The organism is Nocardiopsis sinuspersici (assembly GCF_001998325.1).
Classification (GTDB): domain Bacteria; phylum Actinomycetota; class Actinomycetes; order Streptosporangiales; family Streptosporangiaceae; genus Nocardiopsis; species Nocardiopsis sinuspersici.
The window spans coordinates 785166-809950 of sequence record NZ_MCOK01000001.1; the positions used below are offsets into that span (position 1 = coordinate 785166).

The following is a 24785-nucleotide window of genomic DNA, read 5'->3' on the forward strand; positions in this document are numbered from 1 at the left end:
GGGGCGGGGCGGGCGCGCCGATCACCGATACTGGGCCGGATGAGACTCACGCTTTTCTGGAACAACATGTACGAGCAGTTCGGCGAGTCCTACACGCAGAGCCTGGCCAAGGACTACGTCCTGGAGGGGCTCGGGTCGCGCACGATCCAGCAGGCGCTCGCCGACGGAGTGGGGCCGAAGGAGGTGTGGCGCGCCGTGTGCGAGGCCTTCGACATCCCCGAGTCCATGCGCTGACCCCACATGAGTACGCGTTTCGTACGTCACATCGAACACAAGTTCGGGTAGTGTGGATATCCACAGGCGGACGCCGGACGTCGCGATTGTCGTACCGGCCGCGTAGCGTCGTGCTCATCATGAAGAAAAAGGCATCGACCCAACAACAGGGGTATCCCGTGGCATCCGGAGACCGAGACAAGGCTCTCGAAACAGCACTCGCCCAGATCGAGCGGCAGTTCGGCAAGGGCTCCGTCATGCGTCTGGGCGACGAGGACCGCCCGCCGATCGAGGTGATCCCCACCGGGGCGATCGCCCTCGACGTGGCCCTGGGCATCGGAGGCCTTCCCAGGGGCCGCATCGTCGAGATCTTCGGGCCCGAGTCGAGCGGTAAGACGACCGTCGCCCTGCACGCGGTGGCCAGCGCGCAGAAGGGGGGCGGCATCGCCGCCTTCGTCGACGCCGAGCACGCACTCGACCCCGAGTACGCCAAGAAGATCGGCGTCGACACCGACGAACTCCTCCTCTCGCAGCCGGACACCGGCGAGCAGGCGCTGGAGATCGTCGACATGCTGATCCGCTCGGGCGCGATCTCCGTCATCGTCATCGACTCCGTGGCGGCCCTGGTGCCCCGCGCCGAGATCGAGGGCGAGATGGGCGACAGCCACGTCGGCCTGCAGGCCCGCCTGATGTCCCAGGCGCTGCGCAAGATCGCCGGCGCGCTGCACCAGACCGGCACCACCGCGATCTTCATCAACCAGCTGCGCGAGAAGGTCGGCGTCATGTTCGGCTCGCCCGAGACGACGACCGGTGGCAAGGCGCTGAAGTTCTACTCGTCGGTGCGCCTGGACGTGCGCCGCATCGAGACGCTCAAGGACGGCACCGACGCGGTCGGCAACCGCACCCGCGTCAAGGTCGTCAAGAACAAGGTGGCCCCGCCCTTCAAGCAGGCCGAGTTCGACATCCTCTACGGTGTGGGCGTCTCCCGCGAGGGCAGCCTCATCGACCTGGGCGTGGAGCACGGCATCGTGCGCAAGTCGGGTGCCTGGTTCACCTACGACGGCACCCAGCTGGGCCAGGGCAAGGAGAACTCGCGCAAGTTCCTGCGCGAGAACGTCGACGTGTCCAACGAGATCGAGAAGAAGATCAAGGAGAAGCTGGGCGTGCCCTCCCTGGGTGACGACAGCGCCTCCGGGGCGGCCGCCGACTCCGCCTCCGCTCCGGCCGCCGACACCGCCGGATCCGCCGAGTCCGCCAAGGAGGCCGTGGCCGCGGCCAAGGCCCCCGCCAAGCGCGCCGCGGCCAGGACGACCAAGGCGCCCGCGACGGATGCGTGAGGGGAGCCGGTTCCAGGACCGGCCCCACCAACCCGGGTCCGAAGAGGACGATCCCTCCCCGGGCGGGCGCGGCTCGCCCGGGGAGGACCCCGAGGCCAAGGTCCGGGCCCTGGTCCTGCGGATGCTCACCCACTCCCCGCGCACCCGCGCCCAACTGGAGCGGGCACTGCACCGCAGGGAGTTCCCCGAGGAGGTCATCACCTCGGTCCTGGACACGTTCGGCGAGGCCGGGCTGATCGACGACGCGACCTTCGCCCGGGCCTGGGTGTCCTCCCGCCACCACAGCAGGCGCCTGTCCCGCCGTGCGCTGGCCCAGGAGCTGCGCACCCGCGGCGTGGAGGAGGACACCGTCCAGGAGGCCGTCGGCGAGCTCAGCGACCAGGACGAGGAGGAGGCCGCCCGCGCCCTGGCCCGCCGCCGCCTGGCCAACAGCCGGGGCAAGGACAGGGAGACCCGGATCCGCCGCGCCCTGGGCGCGCTCGCCCGCAAGGGCTACCCGTCGGGCCTGTCCTACCGGTTGGTCCGCGAGGAGCTCGAACACGAGAGCGTGGACACCGACCCGGACGGGCCGGGGCTCTGAGCCGCCGCCGTCCGGCGGCCGAGCCCGGCCCCGGTGCCCGGGCTCAGTCCGAGGTGGCGGGAGTCGCGGTGCCTGCGGAACGCGGCGCCTCCCCGACGGCCCCGGTGGCCTGCGCCTCGGGATCCGCGTCGGCCTCGGCGGCAGCGGTGTCCCCGGCGGTCTCGTCCTCTCCGGACGCAGCGGTACCTTCGTCCCCGGTGTCCCCGGCCGGACCAGGCTCCTCCGCGGAGGCCTCCGGCTCCGGGCGCGGTTCGGGAGGCGTGGTCACCAGCTCCAGCGGCGCCACGTCCGCCTCGAAGCCGAGCACACGCGCGTAGAAGGCCAGCTCCGCCTCCAGCGCGCGGACGCGCACGTCCTGCGAGACGAACCCGTGCGCCTCGCCCTCGAACTCCAACAGCGCGTACGGCGCCCCGCGCCGCCCCAGCGCCGTCGCCATAGCAGTGGCCTGGTCCGGTGTCACCACCTTGTCCTCCAGGCCCTGCAACAGCAGTACCGGCGCGCCGACGTCCTCGGCCCGGTGGACCGGCGACCTCTCCCGGTACCGCTCCGCGAACCCCGGCAGCGTTCCCACCAGGGAGTCCAGGAAGTGCGACTCGAAGTCGTGCGTGGTGTCGCTGAACCCCAACAGGTCCGTCACGCCGAAGAGGGACACCCCGCCCGCGAACGTGTCGCCGGTCAGCGCCATCAGGGCCGTGTACCCGCCCGCGCTCGGCCCGCGGATCGCCAGCCGCTCCGGATCGGCGGCGCCCTGTTCCACCAGGGCCCGCGCGGCGGCCGCGCAGTCCTCCACGTCCACCACGCCCCACTCCTTGTGCAGGCGTTTGCGGTACGAGCGTCCGTACCCGGTGGAACCGCCGTAGTTGACGTCCACCACGCCGATCCCACGACTGGTGAAGTAGGCCTTGACCGGGTCGAACTCCAGCGTGCTCGCCGACACCGGACCGCCGTGCGCCCACACCACGTACGGGGCGGGCCCCTCCGCCGCGACGTCGGGGTTGGTCGGCGGGTACACGTTCGCGTTCACCGGTGCCCCGTACCGCCCGGGCAGGGTCTCCCTCCGGGGAACCGGCAGGTAGGCGGCGTACGGCAGCTCCTCGGCGGAGCGGCGCAGCACCTCCACGCCTCCCGAGCCCGGGTCCAGCCGCACCAGGCACTGCGGCTCGGTCGGTGAGGAGGCCACCGCCACCACCGCGCGCCCGTCGGTGTCCAGCATCGACCACGTGGTCAGCTCGGTCCGCACCGGCGTCAGGTCCAGGGTGTCGGGGTCGTACACGCTCGGGGTCATGTCCGCGTTCCCGTGCAGCGCCACGACCACGCCCGAGTCCAGTACGCAGAAGGACCGGTTGCCCAGCCGCCCCGGCGGCGCGTGGAACTCCTCCTCGGCCGGGTACAGCGCGATCGCCTGCCCGGTCATCCCGGCCTGGTACAGGTTCCACCAGCCCGGCCAGTCGGAGGCCACGTACAGCGTCGTGTCGTCCACCCAGGTCGGGGAGACCACCGACTCGTCCACACCGCCCTTGAGTGTGTACTCGCCGGACAGCCCGGACGCGTCCAGGGCGCCCACCCGCAGCTCGCTGCCGTCCCACGGCATCCGGGGGTGGTTCCACCGCACGTACGCCAGGTGGGCGCCGTCGGGCGACGGTGTGGGCGACGCGTAGAAGTCCGCGCCCGAGACCAGCTCGCGCACCGCCGACGGGTCCTGCGCGCCCCGGCCGGACAGCGGCACCGACACCACCGAGCGGCGGACCGAGTCGTCCTCGTGCCGCTCGCGCACGCACAGCACGCCGCGCCCGTCCGCGCTCAGCGCGGGGTCGGCGTAGCGGGAGGCGGCCTCGTCGTCGGGGGTGAGCGGAAACGGTTCCCGGGAGCCGTGTTCCAGCAGGTACAGGCGCTGGTCGGCGGAGGAGGAGAACACCACGCCCATACGGGTGATGGCCTTGTCGTCGCGGCGGGGGACCGGCAGGTGGGCGCGTCCCCCGTACTCGTGCACCCGGGTGCCGACGCTCCAGGGAGCGGGCAGCAGCTCGGTCACCGTCCCGTCGGTGTCGCGCCGCATGAGGGTGGTGCGCCCCTCCTCCGGACGTCCCTCCTCCCACCAGACGGTCCCGTCGACGACGGACGGGAACGCCATGCGCCGCACTCCTCGGGCGACGTCACCGGCGCTGATGGGCGATGGCCAGGAGCCGTGGGGGCTCGACAGTTCAGACATGTCCGCTCAGGAAGGGTCGTGGGTTCGATCAGATGACATGTCGACCTTAGTCCTCAGACGCTTTTCCGCGCAGCACCGCGAGGGCCGTGGAAACGACGACGGCCCCGTCCGCGCTCCGAGGCGCGGGCGGGGCCGTGGGGCCGGGAGGGAAGGGGTCAGTCCCGCCCGTCCCGGGGGGCGTCACCACTGGTGGCATCGCCGTCGTCGTCATCGTCGTCACCGGGCTCGGCGGGGCCGTCCTCGCTGAGCGTGTCCGGCAGGGGCTCCTGCACGGTGGTCTCCACCGCGACGGTGCCCGCGGGGCCGGTGGTCGTGTCGGCCTTCACCGGCTCGTTCTCGGCGTCCGCGGGCTTGGCCGAGACCCGGCCGCGGCGGGAGTTGCGGCGCTCCAGCCAGATCGCGACCCGGCTCAGGGACAAGTTGATGACGATGTAGATGACCGCGCAGATGATCGCCGCGGGGATCACGTTGCCCTCGCGCGTCGCCAGCAGGGTGAAGCTGCGCAGCATCTCGGGGAAGGCGACGATGTAGCCCAGCGCGGAGTCCTTGAGCAGGACCACGAGCTGCGCGACGATCGCGGGCATCATCGCGGTGATCGCCTGCGGGATCAGGATCAGCCACATGTTCTGGCTCCTGGTCATCCCGATGGCCTGCGCCGCCTCGGACTGCCCCTTGGGCACGGCGAGGATGCCCGCGCGGAAGACCTCCGCCAGCACGGAGCCGTTGTACAGGGTCAGACCCGTGACGACGGCGGCCAGGGCGGTCACCTGGAAGGTGCCGGTGGGGATGTCGAACACCTGGTAGGCCACGATGGGCAGGGCCATGGTGAAGAAGATCAGGATCAGCAGCGGGATGCCGCGGAAGAACTCCACGACGGCTCCGGACGGGACACGGATCCACCAGTGCTGGGACATGCGCCCGATGCCGAACACCAGGCCGAAGACGATGGCCAGGACCGAGGCGGTCAGGGCCGCGGTCAGGGTGTTCCGCAGGCCCGGGATGACGTAGTCGGTCCACGTGCCGGGCCGCAGGAACGGCTCCCACTTGTCCGCCGTCCACTCACCGGAGGGGTTGACCGCCCAGGTGGCCGGGTCGAACAGGGAGGGCCTCTCTCCCCGGAAGTAGTCGTTGAACCCCAGGTAGAGGACCGCCAGGCCGACCGCGAACAGGACCAGCGTGATGACGGTGTAGACGACGTTGCGCGCACGGGCCCTGGGGCCGGGTGTGTCGAAGAGGACGGATTTCTGCGTGCTCACCGGACCACCGCCACGCGCTTGGAGAGCCAGCCGAAGAAGTAGCCCATCGGCAGGGTCAGGATCAGGAAGCCGAGCGCGAAGCCGACGAAGGTCGGCAGGACCGGCGCGACGCCCTGGTCGAACATGAGCTTCATCTCCCGGGACGCCTCCTGGACGCCCAGCCCCGCGACGGAGGCGACGGTCGTGTTCTTGGTCAGCGCGATGAGCACACTGCCCAGCGGGCCGACGACGGCGCGCAGCGCCTGCGGGATGACGATCAGCCGCAGGTTCTGGGTGAAGGTCAGGCCCAGCGAACGGGCCGCCTCGACCTGGCCGAGGGGGATCGTGTTGATGCCCGCGCGCAGCGACTCGGAGACGAAGCAGGCGGTGTAGGCGGACAGGCCGATCACCGCCCACCAGAAGACGTCCAGCGCGACGGTGCCGGACAGGTGCAGGCCGAGCGCGCTGTTCAGACCCAGTCCGCAGAACAGCAGGACGAGGGTCAGGGGCGTGCTGCGGACGCCTTCGACGTAGGCGGTGGCCAGACCGCGCAGCAGCGGGACGGGGGAGACCCGCATGGCGGTGAGCAGGACGCCCAGGGCGAAGGAGAAGAGGGCGCTGAGGAGGGTGAGCCGGACGGTCCATGAGAAACCGTCGACAACCCTGTCGATATTGCTGAGAAAGGCTTCCATGGGTCCCAGCTGGTCAGGGGCCGGGCGGCGGGGCCGGACGCGTCCGGCCCCGCCGCGGGGCGTGCGGTCAGAGGAGGGGCCTTACTTGCAGGCGTCGACCTCGGGAGTGCTCTCCTCGTAGGCGAAGTCGGTCTCGCCGAAGGCCTTCTTCAGGGCGTCGAGGGCGACGCCCTCCTCCCACATCTTGACGATGGCCGCGTTGACCTCCTCGCAGCGCTCGGTGGAGCCGGCGGGCAGGCCGACGCCGTAGCGCTCCTCACCGAAGGGGTTGTTGACCATCCGGTAGGTGCCGGGGTTCTGCGCGGCGAAGCCCGCGAGGATGGTGTTGTCGGTGGTCACCGCGTCGACGGCGCCGTTGCCGAGCAGCGACAGGCACTCGGAGTAGTTGCCGGCCTCGCGCAGCTCGGCGTCGATCTCCATCTCGTCGACGATGTTGTGGGCCGACCGGGAGCCGGAGGCCGAGCACAGCACCTTGCCTTCGAGGTCCTCCGGGCCCTGGATGTCCTCGTTGTCGCCCTTGACCAGGATGTCCTGCTGGGCCACGTAGTACGGGCCGGCGAAGTCGACGACCTGGCGGCGCTCGTCGGTGATCGAGTAGGTGGCGATCACCATGTCGACGGTGCCCTGCTGGAGGAAGGACTCGCGGTTGGCGGAGGCGGCCTCGGCCCACTCGATCTGCTCGGGCTCGTAGCCGAGCTCGCCGGCGATGTAGGTGGCCACGTCCACGTCGAAGCCGACGGGGGCGTCGCCCTTGAGCAGGCCCAGGCCGGGCTGGTCGTACTTGACGCCGATGGTGATGGTCTCGCCGCCACCGTCGCCGTCGCCGCTGTCGTTGCCGCCACCGCCGACGTCGGCGGTGCCGCAGGCGCTGAGGGCGAAGGCCAGGGCCGCGGTGCCGCCCAGGATGCTGCTGATGCGACGAACTCGCATGTTGGGGTACCTCTTCCTTGGTTCGTGCGAAGAATGCGGGGAAACCTAGTGGGTCAGGATCTTGGAGAGGAAGTCCTGGGCCCGCTCGGACCGGGGGTTGGTGAAGAACTCCTCCGGGGTGTTCTCCTCGACGATCTGCCCGTCGGCCATGAAGACGACCCGGTTGGCGGCACGGCGCGCGAACCCCATCTCGTGGGTGACCACGACCATCGTCATGCCCTCGCCGGCCAGGTCGGTCATGACGTCGAGGACCTCCTGGACCATCTCCGGGTCCAGGGCGGACGTGGGCTCGTCGAAGAGGAGCACCTTGGGGTTCATCGCCAGGGCGCGGGCGATCGCCACGCGCTGCTGCTGGCCGCCGGAGAGCTGTGCCGGGTACTTGTCCGCCTGGTTGCCGATCTGCACACGGTCCAGCAGTTCCATGCCGCGCTTGTCGGCCTCCGCCCTGCCCATGCGCAGGACCTTGGTGGGCCCCAGGGTCACGTTCTGCAGCACGGTCTTGTGCGCGAACAGGTTGAACGACTGGAAGACCATGCCCACGTCGCTGCGGAGTCTGGCCAGGCCGCGCCCCTCGGCGGGCAGCGGCTGTCCGTCCAGGGTGATCGTCCCGGAGTCGATGGGCTCCAGGCGGTTGATCGTGCGGCACAGAGTCGACTTGCCGGAGCCCGAGGGCCCGATGACGACTACCACCTCGCCGGAGTTCACCGTCAGATTGATGTCGCGGAGCACGTGCAGGTCGCCGAAGTGCTTGTTGACGTTCTCCAGCACGACGAGAGGAGTTGAGGTCATGCCCGCGAACCTAACGGGTCCGTGTTGCCGTGTCATCACAAAAGCGCCGCCCGTCTGCGGAGTAGCAGACTTGTTACGGCGTGATCGGCGAAACTGTTACCTGTTTGGAGGATTAGGTGTGTGTTTGTCGCTCCCAGTCGCGGTTCCGTGCTTCAGCGTCTCACACGGACCCCCTCCGGGCACGTACAGCCTCCCCGTGTTCCGCGATTCGCCGGTGTCGTCCCATGTCAGGGCGGAAGGGCCGAGGAGTGCGCCGGAGAGGGATGCGCCGACGGGCCCCGTACGGTCCGCGGTACCGGATAGCCTGGGGCCGTGAGCCAGAGTCGTACCTACCAAGTGCGGACCTACGGCTGCCAGATGAACGTCCACGACTCCGAGCGCCTCTCCGGTCTGCTGGAGGACGCTGGGTACGCGCGCGCAGCCGAGGACACCACCGCAGACATCGTCGTCTTCAACACCTGTGCGGTCCGGGAGAACGCCGACAACCGCCTGTACGGCAACCTCGGGCACCTGCGCCCGGTCAAGGACGCCAACCCGGGCATGCAGATCGCCGTCGGGGGCTGCCTGGCGCAGAAGGACCGCGGTGAGATTACGCGCCGCGCGCCCTGGGTCGACGTCGTGTTCGGCACCCACAACATCGGGTCCCTGCCCACCCTGCTGGAACGCGCACGCGTCCAGAAGGAGGCGCAGGTGGAGATCGCCGAGTCGCTGGAGCACTTCCCCTCCACGCTGCCCAGCCGCCGCGAGTCTGCCTACGCGGCGTGGGTGTCGGTCTCCGTCGGCTGCAACAACACCTGCACCTTCTGCATCGTGCCCGCGCTGCGGGGCAAGGAGCAGGACCGCCGCCCCGGCGACGTGCTCGCCGAGGTGCGCGCGCTGGTCGACGAGGGCGTCAGCGAGGTCACCCTGCTCGGCCAGAACGTCAACGCCTACGGCAGCGGCTTCGGCGACCGGCAGGCCTTCTCCAAGCTGCTGCGCGCCTGCGGCGGGATCGAGGGGCTGGAGCGGGTCCGCTTCACCTCCCCGCACCCGCGCGACTTCACCGACGACGTCATCGAGGCCATGGCCGAGACCCCCAACGTCATGCCGCAGCTGCACATGCCGCTGCAGTCGGGGTCGAGCAAGGTCCTCAAGGACATGCGGCGCTCCTACCGCCAGGAGCGCTTCCTGAACATCGTGGAGAAGGTGCGCGCCGCCATGCCGCACGCCGCGATCACCACCGACATCATCGTGGGCTTCCCCGGCGAGACCGAGGAGGACTTCCAGGAGACGCTGCACGTGGTCCGCGAGGCGCGCTTCGCCATGGCGTTCACCTTCCAGTACTCCAAGCGTCCCGGAACCCCGGCCGCCACCATGGACGGCCAGGTGCCGCCGGACGTGGTCAAGGACCGTTACCAGCGGCTCGTCGACCTCCAGGACCGGATCTCCTGGGAGGAGAACCAGAAGCTGGTCGGCCGGGAGGTCGAGCTGCTGGTCTCCGAGGGCGGGGGCAAGAAGGACGGCGAGCACCGCCGCCTGTCCGGCCGGGCCCCCGACAACCGCCTCGTGCACTTCGCCGTCGGCGACGGCGAGGAGCCGCGCCCCGGCGACACGGTGACCGTGGAGGTCACCTACGCCGCCCCGCACCACCTCGTGTCCGACTCCGGCGTCCGGAGCCTGCGCCGCACCCGTGCGGGTGAGGCCTGGGCGGCCCGCAACGGCCGCCCGGTGCCGGAGAGGAAGCCGGAGGTGCTGCTGGGCATGCCCGCGATCGGTGTCCCGGCCGAGCAGCCCGCCGCCGCGGGCGGCTGCTGCGAGACCTGACCGCCGCGTGAACACGGGCGGCCCCCGGCGCGTGTGCGCCGGGGGCCGCCGTCGTCCCGGGGCGTCCGGGTCCGGTCTCACCCGAGGCGGACGGGCAGGCTGTCCATCCGTAGGGCGCCGGGGGAGGGCGTGCGCCGGGGGTCGCGTCCGGGGACCAGGGACAGGCCGGGGTAGGCGTTCAGCAGGGAACCGACGGCCACCTCGCCCTCCTGGCGGGCCAGGGCCGCGCCCAGGCAGTAGTGGATGCCGTGACCGAAGCCCACGTGCGCCTCACCCGGCTTTCCCCGGTGGCGGGTGATGTCGAACCGGTGCGGGTCCGGGTGGACCCGCGGGTCGCGGTTGGCGCCCGCGATGACCGCGATCGCCCGCTGCCCCGCGGCCAGGCGGCCGGTCCTGAGCTGGACGTCCTCGGCCGCGTACCGGGCCTTGCTGACCACGGCGGTGCCCCCGTAGCGGAGCATCTCGTGGACGGCCGAGGGCAGCAGATCCGGGTCGGACCTGAGCGCCTCCGTCTGCCCGGGGTGGGCGAGCAGGGTCGCCACACCGTTGCCCAGCAGGTGCGCGGTGGTCTCGTGCCCGGCGACGACCAGGGTGAACACCAGGGTGATCAGCTCGCTCTCGCCGAGGCGGCCGCCGTCCTCGTCGCGGGCCCGGACCAGCGCGCCGAGCAGGTCGTCGGTCGGCTCCTCCCGGCGTTCGGCGAGCATGCCCCTGATGTGGTCGACCATCTCGCCGAGCGTGTCGTTCATCAGCTCGGCGCGGGTGGGGTCGAACCTGTTCAGTCGGCGGCTCCACTCCCGCCAGGCGGCGCGCTCCTCCTCCGGGACCCCCACCAGGTCGCAGATGACCGCGATCGGCAGGGGATAGGACAGGTGCGGCATGAGGTCCACGACCCCGTCGCCGTCGGCGAGGCCGGGCAGCCGGGCGAGCAGGTCGTCGGTGACGCGCTGCACCTTGGGCCGCAGCTCGTTGATCCGGCGCACGGTGAAGGTGCGCGAGACCAGCTTGCGCAGCCGGGTGTGGTCGTCGCCGTCCTTGTCCAGGATCGACTCGGTCAGGTAGGTGATCAGGTCCGGGCGGATGCCCAGCGCGTTCAGGGCGTCGGAGCGCTTGGCGGTGACCCGCCCCCGGGTCACGTTGGCGGGGTCGAGGACGAACCGCCGGTCGCCGAGGATGGTGCGCACGTCCTCGTCGTCGACGAAGAGGACGGCCTCCATGGTGTCCACGAAGAGGGCCGGGGCCGATCCGCCCGCCTCACGGACCCGTTCGATCACCGGGAAGGGGTCGGCGGCGAACTCGGGTGAGCGCAGGTCGATGGGGTCGTCGGACGGGGACGTGGCTGTCATGGGCCCTCCTCGGGGCTCTACGCGGTGCGTGTGGCCTGCTTCTGCCGTTCGATCTCGTCGCGGACCCGCTTCTCCAGGTGGGAGAACACCTCCACGATCCGGGGCTGGACCCTGTGCGCGCCCTCGGGAAGGACGTCCTCCTCCATGAGCCGCCGGACGCTCTGGGCGATGAGGCCGGCGCGGGTGGTGCGGTCCGGCACGTGGAAGTCGACCTCCTTCAGCAGAGGAGGGGCGACCATGTGGCCGAGGACAGTCGCGCTGAAGGCGTAGAGCTGGTCGTCGAAGGGCCGGTCGGTGCGCAGCACCCCGTGCTCGCGCAGCAGCGTCCAGGCGGTGCGCAGGGCCTTCAGCCGCTCCTGGGTGAGGTCGCCGACCACGGCCGACGCGCTGCGTGAGATCTCGCCGAGGGACGCGGTGCCGTCGGCGAACACGGACCGCAGGATCGGTGAGTCGAGCAGGCGCAGGTAGATGTTGCGCGCGAGCTCGCTGGGCCGGATGTTCTCGGGTGACCGGCGCATGGCGTCCAGCATCTGCTCGATCGCGCCGAGCTGCGCGCGCATGATGACCGTGACGATCAGCGCGTCCTTGGTGGAGAAGTGCAGGTAGACGGTGCCCTTGCCGACCCTCGCCCGCCGGGCGACGTCCTCGATCGTGACCTTGCGGTGTCCCCAGGCCACGATCAGTTCCTCCGCCGCGTCCAGGATGCGGTCGGCGCGCAGTTCGCGTTCGGTGGCGGACGTGTCGGTGGACGGGGCCACGGTGTGCTCCTGTGGATCGAGGGTGGGCGCGGCGGCTGACCACGCGTGTTGTCGCGATGACCATATCCCCACACCTCTCCTCCGTGACTCCGTGACCAGATTTGAAATCTGGTCATACAGTCAAGATAGGCGACCGGGCACCCGGGGACAAGGGGCTTCGGAGGGCGACCGGGGCGGGCGGACGCAAGAGGGGGCCGGGCCCCGCCGGACCCGGCCCCCGTGTTCGTTGGAGGTGGCTACTCCGTGGTGCGCTGGGTACTGGGCACCCAGGTGGACACGTCCACCAGCGCCTCTCCGGGCTCCTCCGAGGCCACCGACAGGGCCCGCTCCACCTGGGCCAGGGAGCGCTCCACGAGGTCGGAGGCGTCGTAGGGCAGCCAGCGTACCCGCGGGTCGCGGCGGAACCACGACTCCTGGCGGCGCGCGAACCGGCGCGTGGCCTGGGCGGTGGCCTCCCTGGCCTCCTCCGCCGACAGCTCTCCGTCCAGCTGGGCGAGCGCCTGCGCGTACCCGAGCGCGCGCGAGGCGGTCCGGCCCTCGCGCAGCCCCTGCTTCTCCAGTCGGCGGACCTCCTCCAGGAGGCCCTGCTCCCACATGCGGTCCACGCGGGTGTCGATGCGCTCGTCCAGCTCGGGGCGGGGGGCGGTCAGGCCGATCTGCGTGCACGGGTAGAAGGAGGTGTGGTCCGGCATGTTCGCGGTGAACGGCTCACCGGTCAGCTCGATGACCTCCAGGGCGCGTACGATCCGCCGCCCGTTGCCGGGCAGGATGGCGCGGGCCGCCGCGGGGTCGGCCTCGGCCAGGCGGGCGTGCAGCACACCCGGGCCGACGTCGCCCAGTTCGGCCTCCAGGCGGGCGCGGACCTCGGGATCGGTACCGGGGAACTCCAGGTGGTCCAGGACCGATCGCACGTACAGGCCGGAACCGCCCACCAGGATGGGGATGGCGTCGTGGTCGGTGCACTCCTCGACGCGGTCGCGGGCCATGGCCTGGTAGCTGGCCACGTCCGCGGGTTCGTCGACGTCCCAGACGTCGAGCAGGTGGTGGGGGACTCCGCGTCTCTCGGCCTCGGTGAGCTTGGCGGTGCCGATGTCCATGCCGCGGTAGAGCTGCATGGAGTCGGCGTTGATCACCTCGCCCCGGCGTCCGACGCGCTCCTCCAGCCGCAGGGCCATCTCGACGGCCAGGTCCGACTTGCCCACAGCGGTCGGGCCGACGACCGCGATCACCTTGATCATTCCTCCAGCGTATTCAGCCGGGGGCCTGCCCCGACCCGTTCGGTGCGGGGCGCGTGGGCCGTGGAAGCGGAAAGTGGGAAAGGTTGGTGGTCGCACCTAGGATGGTCGGCATGCGATTCGCCAAGGGCCACGGAACAGAGAACGACTTCGTGATCCTCCCCGATCCGGAGGGGGAACTCGACCTCACGAAGGAGACCGTCCGCCTGTTGTGCGACCGCCGGGCCGGGATCGGCGGTGACGGCGTCCTGCGCGTGGTGCGCACGCGCGCCTTCGGTGAGACCCTCGCCCCGGCCGCGCGCACGGCCGAGCGCCCCGAGTGGTTCATGGACTACCGCAACGCCGACGGGAGCATCGCCGAGATGTGCGGCAACGGGGTGCGGGTGTTCGCCCGCTACCTGCTGCACGCGGGGCTGGTCCAGGGCGACCGCTTCGAGGTGGGCACCCGCGACGGCGCCAAGAAGGTGCGCGTCGAGGCCGATGGCGACATCACCGTGGACATGGGCTTCGTGGAGGTGCACGGAACCTCCTCCGCCAAGCTCGCCCGGCAGGTGGTGCACGGTACGCAGATCTCCGTGGGCAACCCCCACCTGGCCTGCGAGGTGGCCGGAGCCGTCGCGGACGTGGACCTGACCGAGCCGCCGGCGCTGGACGGCGAGGCCTTCCCCGCCGGCGCCAACGTCGAGGTGTACAGAAAGGTCGCCCCGGGCGTGCTGGAGATGCGCGTGTACGAGCGCGGCTCCGGTGAGACCCGCTCCTGCGGCACGGGGATCGTCGCCGCCGCGGTGGCCGCCAGTCCCGCGGGCGAGGCCGCGACCTGGCGCGTGCGGGTTCTGGGAGGCGAGTGCACCGTGGACCTGGACCCGGAGGGCGCGCGGCTGGGCGGTCCCGCCGTCATCGTCGCCGAGGGCGAGACCTCGCTGCTCTAGGGCGTGTGTGGTGGGTGCCGCCCGTCGTTTGGAGAGCGCTGCGCGCGAAGCGCGACCGTTGAGGGCGGTGGGAGGGAGACGGGCGGGCGTATCCGGTGGTGGCCTCGCAAGGCCGAAGAAGGAGTCATCCTGGTTTGGCTGTTGACTGATGAGAACGCGGCGAGGGTGCCGCTGGGGCGTCGCGCAGCAGGGTGAGTATTCGCCATACATGCCCTAAGCCGCCCTAGCCTTCGGCCCCGGTCCCCGACGCCCGGCTCCCGCCGGCCCCGGGCCGGTCGGCTCGACCGCGGCCCAGCAGCTGCTCCACGGTCAGGCCGCGCAGGGAGGCGTCCAGCACCCGGGCGGTGTGCGTCACGGTGATCGGAGAGCCCGCGCGGTCCATGGCGGCGGCGATCTGCAACGAGCACCCGGGGTTGCCCGAGACCAGGACGTCAGCGCCCGTGGAGGCCACGTCCCGGCCCTTGCGGTCGCCCAGCTCGCCCGCGGCCTCGGGCTTGAGGAGGTTGTACACCCCGGCCGAACCGCAGCAGACCTCCTTGTCGGGCAGGTCGGACACGCGCAGGCCGGGGACGTCCGCGAGCAGGGCCCTCGGCGGCCGGGTGACGCCCTGACCGTGGGAGAGGTGGCACGCGTCGTGGTAGGCCACGTGCAGGGGGAGGGGATGGCGCTCGGCGCGCGGGCCCAGGTCCACCAGGAACTCGGTGAGGTCCACGACCCGCTCGGCCATGGCCCGGCCCCGGCGCACCCAGGCCTCGTCGGCGCCCGCCTCGGCCAGGGTGCGGTCGAAGTGCTTCATGCTGGAGCCGCAACCCGCCGAGTTGACCACGATCCGGTCCACGCGCTCGCGCTCGAACACCTCGATCAGGTCCCGGGCGAGGTCGGCGGACTCGCCGATCCGCCCGGCGTGCCCGGACAGGGCGCCGCAGCATCCCTGGGAGCGGGGGACGACCACGTCGCAGCCCTCCAGGGCCAGTACGCGCGCGGTCGCGGTGTTGACCTCGGGGAAGAACGCCCCCTGCACACAGCCCACCAGCATGCCCACCCGGGCCCGCGCCCGCCCGGCGGCGGGCACCAGTTCCGGCAGCGCCGGCGGGGGAGCGGACAGGGGCGGTGAGATGCGCTCCATCGCGGCCAGGGACGGGGAGACCCGCTCCAGCAGCCCCGACCGCCGTACCAGCGAGGACACGCCGCTGGCCTGGTAGGCGCGCAGGGGGCCGCGCAGCAGTCGCAGCCTGTTCCGGTAGGGGAAGAGCGCGAAGATCGCCCCCCGCAGCGCCCGCTCGCTCCGGGGACGGTCGTACTCGGCCTCCACCCGGTGCCGGGTGTGCTCGATGAGGGCGTCGTAGGCCACCCCCGACGGGCACGCGGACACGCACGCCAGGCAGCCCAGGCAGTTGTCGAAGTGCCCGACGGCGGTCTCGGTGAGCACGTCCTCGGTGTGCGTCTGCTCCATCAGGTGGATGCGCCCGCGCGGTGAGTCCATCTCCTGCCCCCACAGCACGTGCGTGGGGCAGGTGGGCAGGCAGAACCCGCAGTGGACGCAGTCGTCGAGGAGGTCGCCGAACAGGCGCTCGCGCTCGCTCGGAGCACCGCTCGCGGTCTCGTCCGCGGCCCCGTGCGCGGTCGTGTTCGCGGCGTCGGTCGGTAGGTCGGTCACGGGTCCTCCCGGGTGCTCGTGGTCTTCAGATGCCGCCCGCGAAACGCCCGGGGGCCAGTCGGTGCCGGGGGTCGAAGGAGTCCTTGACCGCCCGCATCAGCGGTAGCCCGGGAACCTCGCCCCACAGGTCCACCCCGGCGGTGTGGACGTGCGGTTCGGCGCGCAGCAGGGTCATCGACCAGCCGGGGACGGAGCGCACGCCGTCGGCCACCGCTCCCACCGCCTCGGCGCCGGCGCCCGGAGGGAAGGACACGTACAGCGCGCCCGCCGGGAGGGAGCCGGTGACGTGCGCGGTCGCCCCCGCCGCACCGGAGAGCCCGCCCACCCGCACGGCGGCCCGAACGCTCTCGGCGGGAGGCACCGACACCAGGGCGAGCGTTCCCTCGGCGGGCAGCACGCCCCAGCCCTCGGGCAGGGCGTCGGCCACCTCCGGGTCCCCGCCCAGGATCCGGGCGGTCTCGGCCACCCGTGCTCCGACACCGTCCGGAGTCCCCTCCAGCACCACCCGCAGGTGCCCGGGGCCCTCCGGAGGCCGGTCCAGTTCCACCGCGGAGGGCACCACGGTGCTCCGCCGCAGCTCCGCCAGCGCCCGTTCGGCGTGCTCGTGGGAGGGCGTCGCGCGGCTCACCACGCGCAGGGCCGGAGGGAGCGGGTGCAGGCGCAGGGCCACCGAGGCGATCACGCCCAGGGTGCCCAGTCCGCCGGTGTGCAGCTTGGCCAGGTCGTACCCGGCCACGTTCTTGACCACCCGTCCGCCGCTGCGCGCCACCACCCCGTCGGCGCGTACCACCGTCATACCGATGACCAGGTCGCGCAGCGCCCCGCCGAGCAGGCGGCGCGGGCCGCTCACACCCGTGGCGACCATGCCGCCCACGGTGCCGCCCGCGCGCACCGGGTCCATGGACAGCCGCTGTCCGGCGGCGGCCAGCACCCCGTACAGCTCGGCCACGGGGGTGCCCGCGCCGACCTCCACCACCAGGTCGCCCGCGATGTGCTCGATCCAGGACAGGCCGGCGGTGTCCACGAGCAGGTCCAGACGGCGGGGGAGGCCGCCCCAGTCCAGGGCCGTGCCGTTGCCGCGCGCGACGACGGCCGACCCCTCCCGCGCGGCGGCCGCCATGACCCGTCCCAGCGCCTCGGTGCTCTCGGGGCGCGCCACACGCGCGGGGACCAGGCCGCCCACCGCGTCTGCGCCGGTCCCCCTCCGCGGGGCGCGGTCATCGGTGCCCGGCTCCCCGGCGAGTGTCACGCGCGTCTCCCCACTCTCGTGTCCTTCCCGGAGGTACCCCCGGTGCTCAGAACTGCTCGGCTCTTCCCGACTCCACCAGCGGGTGCACTCCCCGGCGCACACCGGGTTGCTCGCCGCACAGGCGCGGGGTGGGCAGCAGCTTGTCCGGGTTGGCGATCCCGTCCGGGTCCAGGGCCCGGCGGAACAGGTCGAAGGTGGCCAGGTCGTCGGGCCCGTACATACGCGGCATCTTGCAGGCCTTGTCCACGCCCACGCCGTGCTCGCCGGTGATGGACCCGCCGTGTTCGATGCACAGGTCCAGGATGGCGCCGGAGACCTCCTCGGCCCGTTCCCCCGCGCCGGGCTCGGCGTCGTCGAACAGCACGAGCGGGTGCAGGTTGCCGTCCCCGGCGTGGAAGACGTTGGCGACTCGGATGCCGCTCGCGGCCGACAGCTCGGTGATGCGGCGCAGCACCTCGGGCAGGGCGGTGCGCGGGACGACGCCGTCCTGGACGATGTAGGCGGGGCTGATCCGGCCGACGGCGGCGAAGGCCGACTTGCGGCCCTTCCAGATCCGGGCGCGCTCGTCGGCTCCGGTGGCGGTGCGGGTCTCGAAGGCGCCCGCCTCCTCGCACAGCCGGGTGACCTCGGCGCGTTGCGCGTCGACCTCGGCGGCGGGCCCGTCCAGCTCCACGACCAGCACGGCGGCGGCGCCCTCGGGGTAGTCGCAGGCCACGGCCTTCTCGGCGGCCTCGATGGCCAGCGCGTCCATCATCTCCACGGCCGAGGGCAGCACCCCGGCGGAGATGATCGAGCTGACCGCCTGCCCGCCCGCGTTCATCGAGGTGAACGCGGAGAGCAGGGTGACGGTCCGCTCCGGCGACCGGGTGAGGCCGACGGTGACGCGGGTGGCCACGCCCAGGGTGCCCTCGGAGCCGACGAAGGCCCCGATGAGGTCGTAGCCGTGCGCGCCGGGGCTCTTGCCGCCCAGGCTCACCTGCTCGCCGGAGGGGGTGACGATGTCCAGGCCGCGCACGTGGTTGACGGTGAACCCGTACTTGAGGCAGTGGGCGCCGCCTGAGTTCTCGGCGACGTTGCCGCCCACGGAGCACACCTGCTGGCTGGAGGGGTCGGGGGCGTAGTAGTAGCCGTACGGCGCGGCGGCGCGGGTGACGTCGAGGTTGGCCACGCCGGGTTCGACGACGGCGCACTCGTTCTCGACGTCGACCTCGATGACGCGCCGCATGCGCGAGGTGACGAGCAGGACGCCCTCGGTGTGGGGGAGCGCCCCCGCGGACAGGCCGGTGCCCGCACCGCGCGGGACGAAGGGCACGCCGTTCTCGGCGCACAGGCGCACGACGGCGGCGACCTGGTCGGCGGTGGTGGGCAGCACGACGACGCCGGGGACGGCGCGGTGGTGGGTGAGGCCGTCGCTCTCGTAGGTGCGTCGCCGGGCGGTGTCGGTGAGGACGCCGTCCTCGCCGCAGATCCGGAGCAGCCGCGGGACGAGCGCGGCCACGTCGGCCTGGGCCCCCGTCGGGGCCGCGGTCTCGGACATGGAGGCCTCCCGGTTCCACCGGCGCCGACACGGTTGGTCCCGCCCCCGCCGGATGCGAGCTCGCAAGGCGAAAGTACGACCGTGCCCCCTGCCGAGGCAAGGGGCACGGTGGAAATTATTTTCCGTTTTGTGAAATTTGTACCGGTATTACGGCATGCGCTCGTAGGCGGGGAGCGTCAGGAAGTCGACGTACTCGTCGGCGAGGGCGACCTCGGTGAACAGCTCGGTGGCCTGCTTGAACAGGTTCTCGTCGAAGTTCTCGCCCAGGGACTCCCGGATGGTCGCCAGCTCCTCGTCGATGATCTGCTTGACCAGGTCGACGGTGACCTTGGGGCCGTTGTCGAGCGTGATGTCGTTGTGCAGCCACTGCCAGATCTGCGAGCGCGAGATCTCGGCGGTCGCGGCGTCCTCCATCAGGTTGTGGATGGCCACCGCGCCGTTGCCGCCCATCCACGACGCCAGGTACTGCAGGGCGACGTTGATGTTGCCGCGCAGCCCGGTGAGGGTGACGCCGCCCGGGGTCCGGCTCACGGCGAGCAGGTCGGAGGCGGACACCTCCACCTCGGGGCGCTGCTTGTCGAGCTGGTTCGGGCGCTCGCCCAGGACGCCGTCGAAGACCTCCATGGCGACCGGGACCAGATCGGGGTGGGCGACCCAGGAGCCGTCGAAGCCGTCGCCGGACTCACGGGACTTGTCGTCGCGGACCTTGGCGAAGGCGACCTTGTTGACCTCCTCGTCCCTGCGGGAGGGGATGAAGGCCGCCATGCCGCCGATGGCGTGCGCGCCGCGCTTGTGGCAGGTCTTGACCAGCAGCTCGGTGTAGGCACGCATCATCGGCGCCGTCATGGTGATGGCGTTGCGCTCGGGAAGCAGGAACTCGCGTCCGCGGGTGCGGTGGACCTTGATGATGCTGAACAGGTAGTCCCAGCGGCCCGCGTTGAGCCCGGCGGAGTGCTCACGCAGCTCGTAGAGGATCTCCTCCATCTCGAACGCGGCGGGGATGGTCTCGATCAGGCAGGTGGCGCGGATGGTGCCGCGCGCGATCCCCAGGCGCTCCTGGGCCAGGACGAAGATGTCGTTCCACAGCCGGGCCTCGAGGTGGCTCTCCATCTTGGGCAGGTAGAAGTAGGGGCCCCTGCCCTTGTCGATCTGGCGCTGGGCGCAGTGGAAGAAGTAGAGCGCGAAGTCGACGATGCCGCCGCTGGCGCGCTGCCCGTCCACGAGGATGTGCTTCTCGTCCAGGTGCCATCCGCGCGGGCGCACGACGATGGTGGCGAGCTCGCCGTCCTCCTTCAGCGCGTAGGTCTTGCCCTGGGGCGAGGTGAAGTCGATCTCGCGGTCGAGCGCGTCGCGCAGGTTGAGGTGCCCGCCGACCATGTTCTCCCACAGCGGGGTGTTGGCGTCCTCGAAGTCGGCCAGCCACACCTTGGCGCCGGAGTTGAGCGCGTTGATGGTCATCTTGCGGTCGGTGGGGCCGGTGATCTCGACCCGCCGGTCCGTGATGCCCGGGGCGGGCGGGGCGACCCGCCAGCCGTCGTCCTCGCGGATGTGCTTGGTCTCGGGGAGGAAGCCGAGGTCGGTCCCCGCCGAGATCTGCTCCTGCCGGGCCTCGCGCGCCGCGAGGAGCTCCTGGCGGCGCCCCTCGAAGGTGCGGTGCAGCTCGGCGACGAGGGCGAGGGCGTCCTCGGTGAGGATCTCGTCGAACCGTTCGTGGAGGGGGCCTGTGATCTCGACCCCGTGCGTGGCGCCCATGGATAACCTTCCGCAATACGAAATAAGCTTCTGGTATGTGGAAATCAAGTTACCGCCCGGTTCTTCGGGCGGTCAACGTCGCGCGTGTCTCACGTGCCCGGGAAGTTTCCCGCGCTGAGAAGATCGTAAAAACTTCTCCGAGCAAGTTTTTGAATTCTTGGCGAAGGTGCCAAGGATCCGCCCCGGCCCGCGCGCGGTACCGTACTCCGCCGTGTGTCCTGCGATAATTCAGGTGCCCCGGCGGAGACGAGATGTCACCATCGACCCGGCAGGGCACCGCCACGGCCCGGCCACGGGAAGAATCACGGTGGCGATCACGTTGACCCACCTGGAGGGATATGAATACAGCTGACACCCGCGGAAGCGCCCGTCACGGCCACGAGGCCGAGGACGCGTTCCGCGAGGCGATCACCGTCGGGGACGGGGTCAACGCAACAGACGCGTCCCGCGAGGCCCAGGCCACCGGTGGCGACCGCTACGAAGACCCGAACAACGTCCCCGACCAGGGCGAGATGGAACTCGCCGAGCGTCACGCGCTGCGCCGCGTACAGGGGCTTTCCACCGAGCTCACCGACGTCACCGAGGTCGAGTACCGGTCCCTGCGGCTGGAGCGCGTCGTCCTCATCGGCGTGTGGACCAGGGGGACCCAGGCCGAGGCCGACAACTCGCTCGTCGAGCTGGCGGCCCTGTCCGAGACCGCGGGCGCCCTCGTCCTCGAGGGTCTCACCCAGCGCCGTTCCAAGCCCGACCCCGCCACCTACGTCGGCAAGGGCAAGGCCGCCGAGCTGCACGACATCGTGGAGTCCACCGGCGCCGACACCGTGATCTGCGACGGTGAGCTCACCCCGGGCCAGCTGCGACAGCTGGAGGACGTGGTCAAGGTCAAGGTGATCGACCGCACCGCCCTGATCCTGGACATCTTCGCCCAGCACGCGCGCAGCAGCGAGGGCAAGGCCCAGGTCGAACTCGCCCAGCTCAACTACCTGCTGCCGCGACTGCGCGGCTGGGGTGACTCCCTGTCCCGTCAGGCGGGCGGCTCCGGCGGCGGCTCGGGCGGCGGCGTGGGCCTGCGCGGTCCCGGTGAGACCAAGATCGAGACCGACCGCCGGCGCATCAACGACAAGATGGCCAAGCTGCGCCGCCAGCTCGTCCACATGCGCACCGCCCGCGAGGTCAAGCGCGACGTCCGGCGTACCCGCGAGGTGCCGTCCGTGGCCATCGCCGGGTACACCAACGCGGGCAAGTCGAGCCTGCTCAACCGGCTGACCGGCGCCGGCGTCCTGGTGGAGAACGCCCTGTTCGCCACCCTGGACCCGACCGTCCGCCAGGCGCGCACGCCCGACGGCCGCGGATTCACGCTCAGCGACACCGTCGGCTTCGTCCGGCACCTGCCGCACGAGCTGGTGGAGGCCTTCCGCTCCACGCTGGAGGAGGTCGCCGACTCCGACCTGATCGTGCACGTGGTCGACGGGTCCCACCCCGACCCCGAGAGCCAGATCAGCGCGGTCCGCTCGGTCTTCGCCGACATCGACGCCGTCGACGTGCCCGAGCTCATCGTGGTCAACAAGGTGGACGCCGCCGACCCCGACGTGCTCAGGGCGCTGCGCACCCGCTACCCGGACATGGTCGAGGTCTCGGCCCGCACCGGCAAGGGCGTGCCCGACCTGGTGGAGGCGCTGGCCGGCGCGCTGCCCGAGCTGGCGCACGAGGTGCGCGCGCTCGTTCCGTACTCCCGGGGCGACCTCGTCGCGCGGGTGTACGAGGAGGGTCGCATCCTCAGCGAGGAGCACACCGCCGAGGGCACGGCGCTCCACGCCTTCGTCCCCGAGCTGCTCGCCGCCAAGCTGAACGAGTACGCGCCCAGCGCGGTCTGAGAAGCACGCGGCGCGACGCGCGCCGCGACGGCCGAGGACCGGGGCGCCCCCCAGGGGGTGCCCCGGTCCTGTCGTGTCCGGTGGGCCGCGCGCCCCAGGCGTGTCCCGCACGTGCCGTCCGAGCGCGTTCGCCGCTCGGCACGGGTGGTCGTGGCGATCATCACTCCACGTACTTGCGAGTTTTGCTCCGGTACATTCGCATTCGTCATCCGGGGGAGGTGTACACGGAGTCCGAGGATGGACTACGGTCTTGGAGCACTGGCCGTCAGTGGCCGCTGTCCCGGCGACAGCCGACGCTCCCCCACTGTCCGGCACCCGCGGCGGCCCCGGCCGCCCCACCGGCTCTGTCGGACCGCTCCAGATACGAGGTCGCCATGTCCGCCCGTGTATCCCCCGACCGCGTCCTCCAGCCACAGCGGCGGATCTGACCGGCGAGGACGGGCGATCCCATGGCGGTAGTACTCCTCAGCAACATCGGACGGCTGTGGACCGGGAACGAGCTGCTCACCAAGGCCGCGCTCCTGATGGACGACGACCGGGTGGCCTGGCTGGGACCCGCCGCCGACCTGCCCCAGCGCATCCCGGGCGTGGTGGAGGACCTCACCGACGTCGACGACGTCGTCAACATCGGCGGCGGCATGATCACCCCCGGCCTGGTCGACGCCCACTGCCACCCGGTGTACGCGGGTGACCGCTACGCCGAAGTCAACATGTGGGCCAAGGGCGCGTCCAAGGGGGACATCTTCGCGGCGGGCGGCGGTGTCTCCACGACCGTGACCATCACCCGGGGCACCGACCCGTGGACTCTGTGCAACGCGGTCCGCGAGCGGCTCCGGCACTGGGTGCTGACCGGCAGCACCACCGTGGAGGCCAAGACCGGCTACCACCTGACCAGGGACGGGGAACTGGCCGACGTGCGCCTGCTGCGCTCCCTGGAGGAGGAGCCGGGCATGCCGCGCCTGCACGTCACCTTCTTCCCCGCGCACGGGGTGCCGCCCGAGTTCTTCGGACGCCCCCGGGAGTACGCGGCCACCGCGGCCTCCTGGCTCAGCGACGCCGCCCTGGCCGGCGCCGACGGGGTGGACGTGTACTGCGACAACCAGCAGTTCACCACCGAGGACGCCCACATGCTGCTGGGCGTGGGCCAGTCGGTGGGGCTGCGCACCACGATGCACGCCTGTTCCCGGCCCCGGCACGGTGCCGTGCGCATGGCCACCGAGATGGGCTGTTCGTCGGTGGACCTGCTGCACGAGACCGACGAGGAGGACGTCCTGGCACTGGCCGCCACACGCACACCGGTGGTGGCCTGCCCGACCACATCGCTGCACGAGCGCCGCACCCCGCCGGTGCGGACCCTGCTCGACCACGGGGTGCCGATCGGCCTGGGCACCGACCACAACCCCGGGCAGTCCGGGACGATGTCGATGCCGCTGGTGATCTCGCTGGCCATCTCCATGTTCGAGATGACGGTCCAGGAGGCACTGCACGCCGCCACGGTGGGCAGCGCCCGCGCCCTGGGCCTGGGCGACCGCGGTGTGCTCGCACCCGGCAGCCTGGCCGACCTGGTCCAGTGGGACGCCGACCACGAGGGCGCGTTCGCCTGGTCGATGGGCCTGAACACCCTGCGCGTGTGGCAGGGCGGCCGGACCATCCGCTGAGGCGGGCGGGTCTCAGCGCCTGCCGCGTGCCCGGGCGATCTCGATGACGGCGCGCTCCAGCGCGTACGCGGGGTCGCGTCCGGCGCCCTTGATGAGCGCGTCGGTCTCGGCGATCACCGCCATGGCCCGGGTGACCCCGGCCGGACTCCACCCACGGGCCTGCTGGCGCAGGGTGCGCAGCTTCCACGGCGGCACCCTGGCCCGCTTGGCCAGCTCCGCCTCTGGAACGCCGCGCGGCGGCTGGGCGGCCACGGCGATCCCGCGCACCGCACCGGCCAGGGCGCTGTTGATCAGCACCGGGGCGGTGCCCACCGACAGCGACCAGCGCAGCTGCTCCAGCGCCTCGGGCAGGCGGCCCTCCACGGCGCGGTCGGCCACGGCGAACCCGGAGACCTCCGCCTTGCCGGAGTGGTAGCGGGCCACCGCCGCGGCGTCCACCCGGCCCTCGGTGTCGGCGACCAGCTGGGTGCAGGCCGCCGCGATCTCGCGCAACTCGCTGCCGACCGAGTCCACCAGCGCCTGCGCGGCGTCGGCGGTGATCTGGCGCCCGGCCCGGGAGAACTCGCTCCTGACGAAGGCCACCCGCTCGGAGGCCTTGCCGGGCCCCTTGCAGTCCACCCGCTGGGCGCCCGCCTTGACCGCCTCCTGCAGCAGCGCCTTGCCCTTGTTGCCGCCCGTGTGCGTGAGCACGAGGTTGACGTCGTCGGCGGGGTCCTTGAGATAGTCGGTGACGGTCGCCGCCAGGTCCTTGGTCAGGTCCTGGGACGAGCGCAGCACCACCACCCGCCGGTCGCCGAACAGCGAGGGCGAGGTGACCTCGACGAGCGTGGACATCCCTATCTGGGCGGGTACCAGGTCGTGGACGTCCACCTCGGGGTCGGCCTCGCGGACCTCCGCGACGATGGCGGCGACGGCCCGGTCGACGAGGAGTTCCTCGTCCCCGACGATGATCGTGAGCAGGGCGGGTACAGGCATACAACAGAGCATGCCACGCCCCGCCGA

General features: G+C 71.7%; 20 protein-coding genes. 7 read left to right on the forward strand and 13 right to left on the reverse strand.

Annotated features, from left to right (window positions below; genetic code table 11):
- Window positions 1-39: 39 nt before the first annotated feature.
- The 3 genes from NOSIN_RS03310 (at window position 40) to recX (ending at window position 2130) form a co-directional block, all read left to right on the forward strand.
- Window positions 40-234, forward strand: coding sequence for a DUF3046 domain-containing protein (locus tag NOSIN_RS03310; RefSeq protein WP_077689314.1), 195 nt, complete (start codon window positions 40-42; stop codon window positions 232-234).
- A 158-nt stretch (window positions 235-392) separates the two neighbouring features.
- On the forward strand, window positions 393-1550 hold the full coding sequence (recA, locus tag NOSIN_RS03315; protein ID WP_077689315.1) for a recombinase RecA: 1158 nt from the start codon (window positions 393-395) through the stop codon (window positions 1548-1550).
- The gene (recX, locus tag NOSIN_RS03320) at window positions 1543-2130 is read left to right on the forward strand and encodes a recombination regulator RecX (RefSeq protein WP_077689316.1); all 588 of its coding nucleotides are present in this window, start codon (window positions 1543-1545) and stop codon (window positions 2128-2130) included. The genes recA and recX overlap by 8 nt, the downstream gene beginning before the upstream one ends.
- Before the next feature lie 43 nt (window positions 2131-2173).
- On the opposite strand, the gene NOSIN_RS03325 is transcribed toward recX, so the two are convergent.
- From NOSIN_RS03325 to NOSIN_RS03345, 5 genes are all read right to left on the reverse strand, one after another.
- Window positions 2174-4339 (reverse strand): S9 family peptidase, encoded by a 2166-nt coding sequence (locus NOSIN_RS03325; protein WP_077689317.1) that lies wholly within the window; start codon window positions 4337-4339, stop codon window positions 2174-2176.
- Window positions 4340-4494: 155 nt separating this feature from the next.
- Window positions 4495-5595 (reverse strand): amino acid ABC transporter permease, encoded by a 1101-nt coding sequence (locus tag NOSIN_RS03330; protein WP_077689318.1) that lies wholly within the window; start codon window positions 5593-5595, stop codon window positions 4495-4497.
- Entirely contained in the window at window positions 5592-6266 is a 675-nt protein-coding gene (locus NOSIN_RS03335) for an amino acid ABC transporter permease (protein WP_077689319.1), read from the reverse strand. Before NOSIN_RS03335 ends, NOSIN_RS03330 begins: the two co-directional genes overlap by 4 nt.
- Window positions 6267-6347: 81 nt before the next feature.
- Window positions 6348-7196, reverse strand: a complete 849-nt coding sequence (locus NOSIN_RS03340; RefSeq protein WP_077689320.1) for a glutamate ABC transporter substrate-binding protein — start codon at window positions 7194-7196, stop codon at window positions 6348-6350.
- Window positions 7197-7241: 45 nt separating this feature from the next.
- Entirely contained in the window at window positions 7242-7985 is a 744-nt protein-coding gene (locus NOSIN_RS03345) for an amino acid ABC transporter ATP-binding protein (protein ID WP_170293617.1), read from the reverse strand.
- 336 nt (window positions 7986-8321) lie between these two features.
- Here NOSIN_RS03345 and miaB point away from each other — a divergent pair, with 336 nt between their 5' ends.
- The gene (miaB, locus tag NOSIN_RS03350) at window positions 8322-9788 is read left to right on the forward strand and encodes a tRNA (N6-isopentenyl adenosine(37)-C2)-methylthiotransferase MiaB (protein ID WP_216349822.1); all 1467 of its coding nucleotides are present in this window, start codon (window positions 8322-8324) and stop codon (window positions 9786-9788) included.
- A gap of 77 nt (window positions 9789-9865) precedes the next feature.
- Here miaB and NOSIN_RS03355 read toward each other — a convergent pair whose 3' ends face one another.
- The 3 genes from NOSIN_RS03355 to miaA all read right to left on the reverse strand — a co-directional run bounded on the left by NOSIN_RS03355 (window position 9866) and on the right by miaA (window position 13130).
- The gene (locus NOSIN_RS03355) at window positions 9866-11134 is read right to left on the reverse strand and encodes a cytochrome P450 family protein (RefSeq protein ID WP_077689323.1); all 1269 of its coding nucleotides are present in this window, start codon (window positions 11132-11134) and stop codon (window positions 9866-9868) included.
- 17 nt (window positions 11135-11151) lie between these two features.
- Window positions 11152-11892 (reverse strand): TetR/AcrR family transcriptional regulator, encoded by a 741-nt coding sequence (locus tag NOSIN_RS03360; RefSeq protein ID WP_077689324.1) that lies wholly within the window; start codon window positions 11890-11892, stop codon window positions 11152-11154.
- Between the two features lie 236 nt (window positions 11893-12128).
- Entirely contained in the window at window positions 12129-13130 is a 1002-nt protein-coding gene (miaA, locus tag NOSIN_RS03365; RefSeq protein ID WP_077689325.1) for a tRNA (adenosine(37)-N6)-dimethylallyltransferase MiaA, read from the reverse strand.
- A 101-nt stretch (window positions 13131-13231) separates the two neighbouring features.
- Here miaA and dapF point away from each other — a divergent pair, with 101 nt between their 5' ends.
- A complete protein-coding gene (gene dapF, locus NOSIN_RS03370) occupies window positions 13232-14056 on the forward strand; it encodes a diaminopimelate epimerase (RefSeq protein ID WP_077689326.1) in 825 nt (274 codons plus the stop codon).
- Window positions 14057-14279: 223 nt separating this feature from the next.
- Here dapF and NOSIN_RS03375 read toward each other — a convergent pair whose 3' ends face one another.
- The 4 genes from NOSIN_RS03375 to aceB all read right to left on the reverse strand — a co-directional run bounded on the left by NOSIN_RS03375 (window position 14280) and on the right by aceB (window position 20251).
- The gene (locus tag NOSIN_RS03375) at window positions 14280-15623 is read right to left on the reverse strand and encodes a (Fe-S)-binding protein (protein WP_077693380.1); all 1344 of its coding nucleotides are present in this window, start codon (window positions 15621-15623) and stop codon (window positions 14280-14282) included.
- Window positions 15624-15738: 115 nt separating this feature from the next.
- Window positions 15739-16962 carry an FAD-binding oxidoreductase gene (locus tag NOSIN_RS03380; protein ID WP_077689327.1) on the reverse strand — a complete coding sequence of 408 codons (1224 nt, stop codon included), beginning with the start codon at window positions 16960-16962 and terminating at the stop codon, window positions 15739-15741.
- Between the two features lie 46 nt (window positions 16963-17008).
- Window positions 17009-18499, reverse strand: a complete 1491-nt coding sequence (locus NOSIN_RS03385; RefSeq protein ID WP_077689328.1) for an FAD-linked oxidase C-terminal domain-containing protein — start codon at window positions 18497-18499, stop codon at window positions 17009-17011.
- Window positions 18500-18646: 147 nt separating this feature from the next.
- Window positions 18647-20251 (reverse strand): malate synthase A, encoded by a 1605-nt coding sequence (gene aceB / locus NOSIN_RS03390; RefSeq protein ID WP_077689329.1) that lies wholly within the window; start codon window positions 20249-20251, stop codon window positions 18647-18649.
- A gap of 338 nt (window positions 20252-20589) precedes the next feature.
- Between aceB and hflX the strand changes: the two genes are divergently transcribed.
- Window positions 20590-22125, forward strand: coding sequence for a GTPase HflX (gene hflX, locus NOSIN_RS03395; protein WP_077689330.1), 1536 nt, complete (start codon window positions 20590-20592; stop codon window positions 22123-22125).
- Between the two features lie 449 nt (window positions 22126-22574).
- The gene (locus NOSIN_RS03400; protein WP_077689331.1) at window positions 22575-23783 is read left to right on the forward strand and encodes an amidohydrolase family protein; all 1209 of its coding nucleotides are present in this window, start codon (window positions 22575-22577) and stop codon (window positions 23781-23783) included.
- 12 nt (window positions 23784-23795) lie between these two features.
- On the opposite strand, the gene holA is transcribed toward NOSIN_RS03400, so the two are convergent.
- On the reverse strand, window positions 23796-24758 hold the full coding sequence (holA, locus tag NOSIN_RS03405; RefSeq protein ID WP_077689332.1) for a DNA polymerase III subunit delta: 963 nt from the start codon (window positions 24756-24758) through the stop codon (window positions 23796-23798).
- Window positions 24759-24785: the final 27 nt, after the last annotated feature.

Excerpts from the sequence above, each read along its gene's own strand:
- NOSIN_RS03310 (WP_077689314.1), top strand. The coding sequence starts at position 40 with ATGAGACTCACGCTTTTCTGGAACAACATGTACGAGCAGTTCGGCGAG.
- recX (WP_077689316.1), top strand. The coding sequence starts at position 1,543 with ATGCGTGAGGGGAGCCGGTTCCAGGACCGGCCCCACCAACCCGGGTCC.
- NOSIN_RS03325 (WP_077689317.1), bottom strand. The coding sequence starts at position 4,339 with ATGTCTGAACTGTCGAGCCCCCACGGCTCCTGGCCATCGCCCATCAGC.
- NOSIN_RS03335 (WP_077689319.1), bottom strand. The coding sequence starts at position 6,266 with ATGGAAGCCTTTCTCAGCAATATCGACAGGGTTGTCGACGGTTTCTCA.
- NOSIN_RS03340 (WP_077689320.1), bottom strand. The coding sequence starts at position 7,196 with ATGCGAGTTCGTCGCATCAGCAGCATCCTGGGCGGCACCGCGGCCCTG.
- NOSIN_RS03345 (WP_170293617.1), bottom strand. The coding sequence starts at position 7,985 with ATGACCTCAACTCCTCTCGTCGTGCTGGAGAACGTCAACAAGCACTTC.
- NOSIN_RS03355 (WP_077689323.1), bottom strand. The coding sequence starts at position 11,134 with ATGACAGCCACGTCCCCGTCCGACGACCCCATCGACCTGCGCTCACCC.
- miaA (WP_077689325.1), bottom strand. The coding sequence starts at position 13,130 with ATGATCAAGGTGATCGCGGTCGTCGGCCCGACCGCTGTGGGCAAGTCG.
- dapF (WP_077689326.1), top strand. The coding sequence starts at position 13,232 with ATGGTCGGCATGCGATTCGCCAAGGGCCACGGAACAGAGAACGACTTC.
- NOSIN_RS03385 (WP_077689328.1), bottom strand. The coding sequence starts at position 18,499 with ATGTCCGAGACCGCGGCCCCGACGGGGGCCCAGGCCGACGTGGCCGCG.
- aceB (WP_077689329.1), bottom strand. The coding sequence starts at position 20,251 with ATGGGCGCCACGCACGGGGTCGAGATCACAGGCCCCCTCCACGAACGG.
- hflX (WP_077689330.1), top strand. The coding sequence starts at position 20,590 with ATGAATACAGCTGACACCCGCGGAAGCGCCCGTCACGGCCACGAGGCC.
- NOSIN_RS03400 (WP_077689331.1), top strand. The coding sequence starts at position 22,575 with ATGGCGGTAGTACTCCTCAGCAACATCGGACGGCTGTGGACCGGGAAC.
- holA (WP_077689332.1), bottom strand. The coding sequence starts at position 24,758 with ATGCCTGTACCCGCCCTGCTCACGATCATCGTCGGGGACGAGGAACTC.